Raw genomic sequence first — 11322 nt, 5'->3', positions numbered from 1 at the left:
CCCAGTAATATCCTAAATAACAAATATAGGTGGTATCATAGTAGATGCGTGAGAATTATGTCAGCGCTATTGATCGAAAGCGGGGTCGTAACCCATGGCAATACTCGAAATGAGGGATGGATAAAACGAAGCAAAAACGTGTGGGGGGCCAGGAGAACGGCACGCGGAACGACCAACTGCTCCGAGAGTTCTGGAGCGACCAACTGCTTCGAGAGTTACGGAGGATAGTTTCTCATGTGTGGCATCATCGGGTGTACGGGCGGAACGGATCTCGTACCGACACTACTGAACGGGTTGGCGAAGTTGGAATATCGTGGATACGATTCGGCAGGGTTAGCCGTAAGCAACTCCCGGATTCACGTTCTCAAGCGTGAAGGGGAACTGGACGAACTGGTCGGAGCGGTTCGAGACGAAAACGACCTCGGTGGAACGGTCGGGATCGGCCATACCCGCTGGAGCACGCACGGCAAGCCGTCGGACGAGAACGCACATCCGCATACGGACTGTGAAAACAGGGTCGCGGTCGTCCACAACGGCATCATCGAGAACAATCATTCCCTGCGCGACGAACTGCACGGGTTGGGTCACGAATTCGAGAGCGAGACTGACACGGAAGTCATTCCGCACCTCATCGGCAACTATCTCGATAGGGGAGCGACACCGAAGGAGGCGTTTCGACTCGCGGTCGAAAAATTGGAGGGGAGCTACGCCATCGCGGCGGTGTTCGAGTCGTGTGACGAAGTGATGGCGACGCGGAAGGATTCGTCGCTCGTCCTCGGCGTCGGCGACGGGGTGTACATCGCGAGCGACGTGACCGCGCTGGTCGAGCGAACCGACACCGTCGTTCATCTCCACGACGGTGAGTTCGCCTACCTCTCGGAGGACGGATACACCATCGTCGATGAAAGCGGAAACCCACAACCGAAGACGGGGACGGCGATCGAGTGGGACGCGGAAGCGATGGCCAAAGGTCATCACGACCACTACATGATAAAGGAGATTTACGAACAGTCGAGCGCGCTCCGCGAGTGTCTGCGTGACCGATTTGCCGGGAATTTCGTCTCGCTAGACGCTGCCGCCGATCATCGAGCAGTGGATTCCGTCCACCTCGTCGCCTGTGGAACCAGCTATCACGCGGCGCTCTACGGCGCGAAACTGTTGTGTGAGCGGGGGATTCCGGCACAGGCCCATCTGGCGAGCGAGTACGCGATGTCCCCGCCACCGATTCGGGACGGAACGCTCGTCGTCGGCGTCACCCAGAGCGGCGAAACGGCGGACACCCTCTCGGCGCTTCGCGTCGCCAACGAACGCGATGCGTACACGCTCGCGCTGACGAACGTCATCGGAAGCACCGCGACACGGGAATGTGACGATGCGCTGTACATCCGGTCGGGTCCCGAAATCAGCGTCGCCGCGACCAAGACGTTCGCGAGCCAACTCGTCACGCTCGTGCTGTTCGTCCTTCAGCTATCGGCGGACGAGTCGTCCCGCGACGAAACGCGACGACTCGCTTCGGCGCTGACCGAGTTGCCCGAACAGATACAAGCGGTACTCGATACGAGCAACGCCGAGGCGATTGCGCGTCGGTTCGTGGACAGTTCCGGCAATTTCTTCATCGGGCGAGGGATGCAGTATCCCGTCGCGTTGGAAGGCGCACTCAAGATGAAGGAGATAACCTACCAACACGCGGAAGGGTTCGCGGCTGGCGAACTCAAACACGGCCCGCTCGCGCTGGTGACGGAGGAAACGCCGGTGTTCGTCTCGATCGTCGGGGACGACGAAATAGCCCGAAAAACCGTCTCGAACGCGAAGGAAGTAAAGGCGCGCGATGCACCACTCGTCGTCGTCACCGACGGTCAATCGTCCGTCGAGGAGTTCGCCGACGAGATACTGTCCATCCCGCCGACGAATCCGACGCTCGCACCGATACTCGTCAACGTCCAGTATCAACTACTCGCGTATCACACGGCACGACTCCTCGGCCGCGATATCGACAAACCGCGAAACCTCGCAAAGAGCGTCACGGTCGAGTAGCGGGCGATTCCCCTTCGACCGCCAGTCGTCCCACGAGCGACGTCGTGGCTGCTGACGCGCACAATAGTTATGCTTTCGTGGTAGAATAGTTATACGAAATGGACGAAAGCAATCGTAAAATCGTCGCGTTCGGGCTGTTGTCCGCGCTGTCGAGTATTACGGTTGGCGTATCGGTGTTAGGGGTTCGTTCTGCCGCGGTCGAACGATGGTGGGTCGGTATCGTCGCGGTGTTCGTCACGTTCGTTCTGACGTTCGCAGCGGACAGAAGCCGCACCGGTCTCCGGGCGTTGGTGGCCATCGGACTCCTCACGATAGCGCTCATCGTGACTCGAACGATTCCCATCGCCGTTCTCCCGTTCGTGATGATCGGAATGGGTGCCGGAACGGGAGTCAATCGGTTCCTATTCGGTGTCGTGCGGGCAGTGCCGCCGCTCCGCCGACAGCGCGAGAAAGCACCGGCACCCGACTGGTACCCGTTCTGAGACTCTTTTTTCAATTGGAAACAACTGCTCGTTCGGGTCGTGCGCTTCGGAGCAACAGCCATCCGATTCCGATGACCAACGCGGCGACGCCGCAGACGAGGAGCGTTTCCCCGTAGTCGAAGACGGCCGAAAGACCGACACAAAGCGGCGGGCCGACGGTCGTCCCGAGTCGGAGAACGGTGGTCCGGACGCTCATGATACTGCCGCGGAACTCGTCGGGCGCGAGTTCGTTGAGCGCCGTGTCAGTGATGGGTTCGGCGAGGCCCTGTCCGAGGCCGAACAGCAACAGCGCCACGGCGACGACAGCGAGCGAGTCGGTCAGGGCGAGCAGGACGAGGCCGACGCCGTAACTCGTGAACCCGAGCGCGATGGATTGGAAACTGGAGAGCCACCCCAACAGCCGGTCGCCCTGCATCGCCGTGGTCCCCATCGCCACCGCCGGGAGACCGAGCAGTAACCCGATTCCACCCGACGAGAGTCCGTACGATCCGTCGAGGATGAACGGAACCACGGTGAGTTGGGCACCGTACAGGAGCACGAAGATGCCGAAGATGGCGACGTACAGCACGGCGAACGGCCGCATGGAGGTCGGCCCGGTGACGAACTCCCGGATCGTCCCGCCGGAGTTCGCGTCGTGACGGGGCGGTTCTTCGAGGAACGCGAGGCCGAACGGCGCGACGACGACCCCGAGTAGGAAACAGAGGAACGGAGCCGTCCACGAGAGCGTCGCGAGCGCCCCGCCGAGGAGCGGGTACCCCGCTGCACCGACCGCGAGAATTGCGGCGTTCATTCCGATGAGCGTGCGGCGTTTCTCCCCGGCGAAGCAGTCGCCGATGAGCGTGACCGTCATGGTAGCGATAGCGCTGCTGGCCGCGCCCTGTATCGCGCGGAGGAGGAGGATAGAGGTGAAGTGGCCCTTGAGCAGGACGACCGCGGACCCGCTCAGGCCGAAGACGATGAGCGAGGGGACGAGGATACGTTTGCGACCGATTCGGTCGGCGAGCAGTCCGATCGGAACCGTGAGAACGACACCGGGAAGCGTGAACGCGGAGAGCAACAGACTCGCTTGCGTTTCGGAGATACCCCACGCTTCCTGCACAGCGGGGAGGGCGGGACTTATCAGGGAGACACCCATGACGGCGACGAGCGTACTGGCGAAGATGACGGCCGTCATCGGAGAATCTCGAATCGCTTGGAGGCGTTTCATTCTTGCTAGCGAAGCGTTCGAGACGAACCGCGGAGAGAGTTTCGATACGAAAGCCGATTCGGGAAGTCGATTCGGAAACCACGAACACACTCTCGGTCGTGTCGACTTCACGAAGCCAGTGAAAAAATCGAGCCGTCGTAACCGCGGCGGCTATCGGGTGGTTAGCAGTAGAGCGATTCCGCGAAGTCGACGAGTTCCTCTTCGGAGAGCGACCCGACGACCGAGTAGCTGTGATCCCCGTCGGACCACTGAACGATGCCTCGGTCGCCGACGTTGGAGTAGCTTCCGTCGTGCCCGGCAATCGAGACGGTCCCGTCGCCGTCAACCGTGCGGGTCGCGGGCGTCTGGGAGACGGCCAACGTATCCGAACCGTTCGTGTACTCCAGGGACACGGAGGCGTTTCCGTTCGAGGTCGTCACCGTCACGTTTTCGAGCGAGTAGCCGTCGGGAACCGACGACGGTTCACGGATGGTGTAGTCCACCGCTTTCTGTGCCGCATCGACCGATGAGTACGTCGTGGTCTGCGGGAGGGTGACGTCGATGACGTGTGCGTCCTCCGGCGGGGTGAACGTGAACCGGTCGTCCGGAATCGACGCGTTGTACGTCAGGTTGGAGTACGTCATCGTGGTCGTCGTGGATTCGTTGCCGACGTTCGTCGTGATCCGTTCCTTGACCGGGAACCAGTTCTTCTGGTCGAGCCACACCGTCGCGTTGCCCATCATAGCCTGCATCGATTCGTTTTTCGGCTGGAGCGAGACGACGTACGTCTCGTGGCCGGAGACCGTCGCGGTTCCCTGGTAGTTCGCCTCGAAACCGTCCGAAATCCCCTGGAGGGCGTTGCTCATGTTTTGGATGAGTCCGGCGTTCTCGCCGTCGAGACGCAGGTGTCGCGCGGTGTTCGTGGTGTCGTTATACATCCACAGGTCCGAACCGTTCGAGACCATCACGGTTCCGGCCTGCGGGCCGTCGGTGTACTCGTAGCGGACGTGGTCCGGCGTTCGCTGCCAGATGTCGGCTTCGACGGTCTGATTCCCGTCCGGCCCGTCCGTCGTGATCGTGACCGTCCCGGAGACGCTATCGACGGTCGTGTTGTTACCGAGGGCGTGCTGTTCGATCGTCGCTTCCGATGGTGTCGTATCCTCCTTTGCAGAGACCTGGTTCCCAACGCTGGCGTAGCCGACGAACGAGACGGCAACGACGAGGGTGAGGAGACCAACTGCAAGCAGGGACTTTCGTGCAACCATGCGCGCCGATGTTATCAACGTTCTATAAAGAAAGTTTTTGAATAATGTTGAAAAATGAGTGTTAGTAACACGGTTCGACGATGGGTAAAACGTGGGAGTCGTTCCAATCCGAGGAGATAGTTCTCCGATTTGGATAAACTAACAACTCATAATTAACGGATCTCAACGAAAGCATATAAATCATTCCGTGATCTCGTCGTGTTCCCATAGCCGTCCCTCACTGGAGGACGATTATCCGTGAAAAATGAACGTGTTTGATCTTGACGTGAATGTGGATGCCGGAGACGAGCAGCGACTACTCCATCCAATCGAGATACGCCGTGTTGACTTCGATGACGCCAGCTACGTTTCGGATCTCCTGTGGAATCTCCCTGCGGAACGTGTCGTCGTCGATACGCTCGACGGGACCGCTCACGCTGATCGCGCCGAGGAGTTCGTCCGTTTCCGTCACGAGCGCGGTGGCGACGCATCGGACGCCCTCGAACTGCTCCTCGTCGTCGAAAGCGATGCCGCGCGACCGAATGTCGTCGAGTTCCGCGCGAAGCGACGACTCCTCGACGATGGTCCTGTCCGTGTATCGGTGCAACGCGCCCCAGTCGAGAACCTCGTCGATTCTCGTCCCGTCCATCGCCGCGAGCATCGCCTTTCCGGCCGCCGTGCTGTGAAGGTCCTCCTGCGTGCCGAGATGGGTGTTGATGTCCGCGCGGTCGTGGCGGGTGGACTGATACAGCGTGATTCCGTACCCGTGTCGTTCGACCACGAGTCGAGCGGTTTCGCCGGTCGTCTTCGCGAGCCTGTCGACGCTCTCCTTGCCGATTTGGAAGACCGTCTCGCGCTCCCGCACCGCACCACCGTACGTGAGCGGACGAAGTCCGAGTTGGTACTCGCCGTCCGCCCGCTCCACGAAATCGTGTTCGAGAAGCGTCGCCAGGTAGTGGTGCACCGTTCCCTTCGAGAGTCCGACTTCGTCGGCGAGGGCCGTCACACCCATCCGCTCGTGTTCGTCCAGCGCGTCCAACACCCGAAACGCGTTGCCGACCGATTTGATGGTCTTGCTCCCGTTCCCGTCTCGTGCCATGGGCTGACGTGGGTCGCGAAACCATAAGAATCTGCCCTAATCGTTTGACGCTATCAAACTCCTCTCGTCGCCTCGGGTTTATCGGTCGTTGTCGGCGTAGACGCGGTCCACGAGTCGCTGGACGGCGAGCGCCTGCTCGACGGTGTTGGTGGTCGGCGGTTCGTCGTGTGCAACGGCGTCGATGAACGACCGTATTTGCTCACGATACGGGTCGTTGTGGTTCGCGGTGACGGACGTATCGAGGTAGTGATCCACGCCGCCGCTCCGGGTCTCGAAGAATTTGAGCATCTGAGAGACGTCCACATCGGTGTCCCGGATGTCTGTGATGTCCAACAGCGCACCGGCTTCGGTCCCGTGAATCCGGTAGGAGTGGACTGAGTCGGCGTTGACCGCCCACGCGGTTTCCACCGTCGCCGTTCGCTCGCCGTCGAACTCCAGAAACGCCGACGCCGAATCCTCCACGTCGAACATGTTCGCATCGTCGTCCTCCCCCCCACATCTTGAGATAGGCGTAGGAGTCCCGATTCCCGAAATCACATCGCGTCGTGGATTTCACGTCGACGATGTCCGGTTCGTCGAGGAAGTAAAACAGCAAATCCATCACGTGGATTCCGATGTCGATGAGCGCCCCGCCGCCCGCGAGTTCCTTCGACGTGTACCACGACCCCCTGCCGGGGACGCCACGGCGACGCATGTACGCCGCCTGAACGTGCGTGATTTCGCCGAAAAACCCCTTGTCGATGTACCATTTGAGTATCTTACAGACGTTCAGAAACCGGCTCTGGAAGCCGACCATACATGTTTGCCCTGTCTCCTCGGCGGTTGCCGCGATCCGTTCCGCGCTCTCCAACGTGTGGGCGAGCGGTTTCTCCATGAACACGTCGATTCCCTGTTCCATCGCCGTCGTCGCGACGGGTTCGTGGAACTTGTTTGGCGTCGTGATCACGACCGCGTCCAGGTCCTCCTCGAACAGTTCCGTCGGACTCTCGAAATGAGCGCCGTCGAACCGGCGTTCGAATCGCCGTCGCGCCTCCGAACTCGCGTCGGAACCGTACACCCGCTGGTCGAAATCGACGAGGGTCTGGGCGCGGTTCAGACCGTGCGTCCCGAGGCCGACCACCCCGATATCGAGCGTGATGTCGTTGCGCATGCTCGTGGCTCCGCAGGCGACGTTATTCAGCTTTGGCTTACCCCGGTCGAAAATTAGGTGGACGACACGCGACGTGTGATGTCCCCAATCCCGTTTCGAACTGAGGTTCCGCGAAAGCAACCGTTTTTACCCTCCTCTTCGTCGGGTACGAATATGGCCCGACCAGCCGTGCAGTTGTACTCGCTACGAGCAGTCGATGAACCGCTCCCCGAACTGATCACGAGCGCCGGAGACGCCGGATTCGAGGGCGTCGAATACGCGAACCGGATCGGCGACGCCGACACGGACGCCGTCATGGACGCCCTCGACGGTGCGGGAATGGAATCGGTCGCCGCACACGTCGGTATCGAGGAACTGGAAGACGACCTCGAAGGGACGGTCGAATTCTACGATTCGCTCGATTGTGACCGCCTCGTCGTTCCGTGGCTCGATCCCGAACATTTCGAGAGCGAGGACGCCATCGACGCGTCCGCGGATCGACTCACGTCGCTCGCGGACCGAGTCGCCGACCACGGCGTCGAACTTGGCTACCACAACCACGACCACGAGTTCGAGGCGGTCGACGGCCGTCCGGCGTTCGAACGGTTCGCCGAATCGTCCGGTGACTCGCTCGCGCTCGAAGTGGACCTCGGTTGGGCGTCGGCAGCGGGTGTCGACCCGACCGGCTTCCTCGAACGATGGGGCGACCGGATTCCGCTCGTGCACGTCTCGGACGCCGACGAGTCGCGGTCGCCGACGGAAGTCGGTGACGGCGTTCTCGACGTTGACGCCTGTGCGAGCGCGGTCGACGAAGCGGGCGTCGAGTGGGCGATTTACGAACACGACGAACCCGAAGACGCGATGGCGTCGCTCTCCCACGGCGGCGACGTGCTGCAAAAGTTCTGAACGGGACCGTTCTTTTTCTGACCGACTACCCCATCGTGAGCGTCACGTAGCCGTCGAAGTTGAGGACGACCCGCTGGGCGAAGTCGCCGAACAGCGCCTTTCCGGTCGGAGACCGAGATTTTCCGACGACGAACGCGTGGTCACAGTCGTACTTCTCCCCGGCTTCGATGACGCGGGTTCCCCGCTCCTTGTCATCGACGACGGCGACGACGGTCCTGAAATCGACGTCCATACCGTCGAGAACTTCGGCCGCGAACTCGGTGGCTTCGTTCGCCGCCGCCTCCGTCACGGCCCCGGTATCGTAGTTCACGTTCTCGACTTCCCCGACGGATTCGAGCGTTTCGACGTCGGCTTCGTACTCCGATTCGTCCAGAAACGCCAGAACTACCAGTTCGGCGTCGCTCGCAGCGGCATACGTTCCCGCTTCGCGGAGGAGGTCCCTGTGCGTGTCCGTCGTATCGATGGCTACTACACCACGTTCCATACCAGCGATAGACGAATGGAAGTATATAAAACGAGAGGATAGTTGCGACTCATAGCCCGGAAAATCGGGCGACCGACGCCGCATCAGGGGGAAATCACTATGACACTGGTCTGTGTTACGCTAGATGTTTCAATGAGTGAATACACTGTCGCTATCATCGGAACCGGACCGGACCCAGCCAACCCGACGGTCAAAGGATTCGCCATGGGCTATCGACACGCCGAAGCGTACCGAAACGACGACGACTGCCGCCTCGTCGGCTGTGCCGACATCGTCCCGGAGAACGCCGCCGCCTTCGCGGAGACGTTCGATATCCCGGAAGACGGCGTGTTCGAGGAGTACGTGGAGATGGTGGAAACCGTGGAACCGGACATCGTCAGCATCACCGTTCCACCCGCGATACACGAGGACATCGTCGTCGGGTGTGCCAAACGCGGTGTCGAGGCGATTCACTGCGAGAAGCCCATGGCGACCGAATGGGCCGACGCACAGCGAATGGTTCAGGAGTGTTATCGGCGGGACGTCCAACTCACGTTCAACCGACAGCGTCGCTTCGGCCGACCGTTCACGGAGGCGAAACGACTGCTCGACGACGGCGAAATCGGCGAGCTTCAGCGCGTCGAAATCGGCTGGGGCGACTTCTACGACACCGGCGCACACACGGTAGACCTCGCCGGGATGTTCAACGGCGACCGGTCGGCCGAATGGGTCATCGCAGGGCTCGACTACCGGGACGAGGACGTTCGGTTCGGCGTCCACCAGGAGAACCAGATGTGGGCACAGTGGCGCTACACGAACGGCGTGTACGGTCTCGTGTCCACGGAACCCGAATCGGAGTTCGTCGGCGCGGCGCTCCTCCTCCGCGGAAGCGATGGCGTCATCAGAATCGACGCCGCCGACGGCCCGATGCTCGAACTCGAACGCGACGGCACCCGAACCGAAATCGACGTCGATGGCGAGACGATGCACGCCACGGGCAAGGAGGAAGGACGGTACGGGTCGAAGTTCCACGACCGCGCAGTCGCGGAAATCATCGACTCGCTCGAAACGGGACGGGAACCCACCATCAGCGGCCGAATCGGGCTCAACACCGCGGAGGTCCTGTTCGCGGGCTACGAGTCGGTCCGGAGTCGCGGACGGGTGGACCTGCCGCTCGAAATCGACGACAACCCGCTCTCGTCGCTGGTCGAGTCGGGTGCGCTCACGCCGAAACCGCCGGTCGACGAAGACGGCGCGTAAAACAAAATCGAACTTTTTTCGACGGCGAGGGGAACAGCGTTAGTCCGACTCGACGCCTTCGCTCGTCGATCCCAATCCGGAGTCGGCATCCGAATCGTCATTTTCCATTTCTTCGATTGGCGGACTGTTCCAGTACTCGTGGGTCTCCTCGACGCGGAAGCAGGCGCAGACCGACGCGTCGCCGACGGCCATCGGTTCTGGCGTCTCGCGCGTACATACCTCACGCGCTTCCGGGCACCGCGTGTGGAACCGGCACCCGCTCGGCGGGTTCACCGGGTCCGGGATGTCGATTTTCCGCATCGGGAAGTCGCCCGTCACCGACATGTCCATGCCCAAGTCCGGCGTCGCCCATCGAAGTACCGAGGTGTACGGATGGTTCGGACTGCCGATCAACTGCTCGGCCGGACCGAGTTCCGCCAACCGACCCAGATACATCACGCCCACCTTTCCACCGCCGTGCTCGGTGAAGTACCGCGCGTTCGACAGGTCGTGGCTGATGAACACGTACGAAGTGTCGAACACGTCCTGCAATTCGAGCATCAAGTCCATCATCTCAACGCGCAGCGACACGTCCAGCGCGCTGATCGCCTCGTCCGCCAGGATCACGTCCGGATTCATCAACAGCGCCCGGCACAACACGACACGCTGTTTCTCCCCGCCCGACAACTGGTGCGGGTAGCGTTCGGCGAAATCAGCCGCCGGGTTCATTCCGACTCGTTCGAGGAGCGAATAAATCCGTTCCCGGCGTTCGCCCGTGCTCAAGCCCGGACTCACTTGCCGCAACGGTTCGGACAGAATCGCCACGATGCGGCGATTCGGATTCAACGAACTTCCCGGGTCCTGATGGATGATCTGCAGCGATTTGCGCACGTCCATCCACTCCAAGTCGCTGTCGCTGTTCCCATCGCGGATGTCCCAGATGTCGTGCCCGCGGTACTTCACGCTCCCCGCCGTCGGTCGCTGGAGACCGATGGCCGTCTTCCCGAGCGTCGTCTTTCCACACCCGGATTCGCCGACGAGCGAGATTACGTCGTTTTCCATGATGTCCAGCGAGACACCATCGACCGCCCGAACGGTCTGGGGTTCGTTGCCGAAATCGAGCGGTCCCGATTCCTTCTCGAAGTGTACTTCCACGTTCTCCAACGATAGGAGTGGTTCCTCGTTTGTGCTCATTGATTCTCACCTCGTTCGTCCGCGGGACTTTCGATTTGATTCGCTTGCAGTAGTTCTTCGTAATTCAATTCGATCTCCTCCTGGGCCTCTTGCCAGTGGTAGCACGCCACCGCGTGCTCGGGCGTCGGATGGTCGAACGGCGGGTCGGTCTGCACGCACTCGTCGGTCGCGAGCGGACAGCGCGGGTGATACGCACACCCCTTCGGCACGTTGATCGGCGCGGGACTCTGTCCTTCGATGGGACGCATCTCTTCGAGCGGCGCGTTCAGACTTGGCGTCGAATTCAACAGCGCTCGCGTGTACGGGTGCGCGGCATCGTTCACGATCTCCTCGGAAGGGCCGACCT

11 protein-coding genes and 1 pseudogene are annotated in these 11322 nt (G+C 61.2%); 4 read left to right on the top strand and 8 right to left on the bottom strand.

Features of this window, described 5'->3' with window-relative positions:
* Positions 1-234 precede the first annotated feature (234 nt).
* Both glmS and NKF25_RS21660 read left to right on the top strand, forming a co-directional pair.
* A complete protein-coding gene (gene glmS, locus NKF25_RS21665) occupies positions 235-2034 on the top strand; it encodes a glutamine--fructose-6-phosphate transaminase (isomerizing) (protein ID WP_253228716.1) in 1800 nt (599 codons plus the stop codon).
* Positions 2035-2132: 98 nt separating this feature from the next.
* Positions 2133-2516 carry a hypothetical protein gene (locus NKF25_RS21660; protein ID WP_253228715.1) on the top strand — a complete coding sequence of 128 codons (384 nt, stop codon included), beginning with the start codon at positions 2133-2135 and terminating at the stop codon, positions 2514-2516.
* 10 nt (positions 2517-2526) lie between these two features.
* Here NKF25_RS21660 and NKF25_RS21655 read toward each other — a convergent pair whose 3' ends face one another.
* The 5 genes and pseudogenes from NKF25_RS21655 to NKF25_RS21635 form a co-directional block, all read right to left on the bottom strand.
* On the bottom strand, positions 2527-3723 hold the full coding sequence (locus tag NKF25_RS21655; protein ID WP_253228714.1) for an MFS transporter: 1197 nt from the start codon (positions 3721-3723) through the stop codon (positions 2527-2529).
* 161 nt (positions 3724-3884) lie between these two features.
* Positions 3885-4967 carry an outer membrane lipoprotein-sorting protein gene (locus NKF25_RS21650; protein ID WP_253228713.1) on the bottom strand — a complete coding sequence of 361 codons (1083 nt, stop codon included), beginning with the start codon at positions 4965-4967 and terminating at the stop codon, positions 3885-3887.
* A gap of 295 nt (positions 4968-5262) precedes the next feature.
* On the bottom strand, positions 5263-6045 hold the full coding sequence (locus tag NKF25_RS21645) for an IclR family transcriptional regulator (RefSeq protein WP_253228712.1): 783 nt from the start codon (positions 6043-6045) through the stop codon (positions 5263-5265).
* Between the two features lie 78 nt (positions 6046-6123).
* Positions 6124-6516, bottom strand: coding sequence for a Gfo/Idh/MocA family oxidoreductase (locus tag NKF25_RS21640; protein ID WP_253228711.1), 393 nt, complete (start codon positions 6514-6516; stop codon positions 6124-6126).
* 130 nt (positions 6517-6646) lie between these two features.
* Positions 6647-7195: pseudogene (locus NKF25_RS21635) on the bottom strand (Gfo/Idh/MocA family oxidoreductase); the annotation flags it as partial.
* A gap of 153 nt (positions 7196-7348) precedes the next feature.
* Here NKF25_RS21635 and NKF25_RS21630 point away from each other — a divergent pair.
* A complete protein-coding gene (locus NKF25_RS21630; RefSeq protein WP_253228710.1) occupies positions 7349-8080 on the top strand; it encodes a sugar phosphate isomerase/epimerase in 732 nt (243 codons plus the stop codon).
* Between the two features lie 25 nt (positions 8081-8105).
* Here NKF25_RS21630 and NKF25_RS21625 read toward each other — a convergent pair whose 3' ends face one another.
* Positions 8106-8564: a universal stress protein gene (locus NKF25_RS21625; RefSeq protein ID WP_253228709.1), complete on the bottom strand. Its 459-nt coding sequence runs from the start codon at positions 8562-8564 to the stop codon at positions 8106-8108.
* 132 nt (positions 8565-8696) lie between these two features.
* On the opposite strand from NKF25_RS21625, the gene NKF25_RS21620 reads away from it, so the two are divergent.
* On the top strand, positions 8697-9803 hold the full coding sequence (locus NKF25_RS21620; RefSeq protein ID WP_253228708.1) for a Gfo/Idh/MocA family oxidoreductase: 1107 nt from the start codon (positions 8697-8699) through the stop codon (positions 9801-9803).
* Positions 9804-9842: 39 nt separating this feature from the next.
* On the opposite strand, the gene NKF25_RS21615 is transcribed toward NKF25_RS21620, so the two are convergent.
* Both NKF25_RS21615 and NKF25_RS21610 read right to left on the bottom strand, forming a co-directional pair.
* Entirely contained in the window at positions 9843-10976 is a 1134-nt protein-coding gene (locus NKF25_RS21615; RefSeq protein ID WP_253228707.1) for an oligopeptide/dipeptide ABC transporter ATP-binding protein, read from the bottom strand.
* Positions 10973-11322: oligopeptide/dipeptide ABC transporter ATP-binding protein (locus NKF25_RS21610; RefSeq protein ID WP_342766349.1), on the bottom strand; the 350-nt coding region annotated here is incomplete at its 5' end. The genes NKF25_RS21610 and NKF25_RS21615, both read right to left, overlap by 4 nt.

This window comes from Haladaptatus sp. AB643 (assembly GCF_024136975.1).
Lineage (GTDB): Archaea > Halobacteriota > Halobacteria > Halobacteriales > Haladaptataceae > Haladaptatus.
This window is presented reverse-complemented; position numbering and strand designations above follow the sequence as displayed.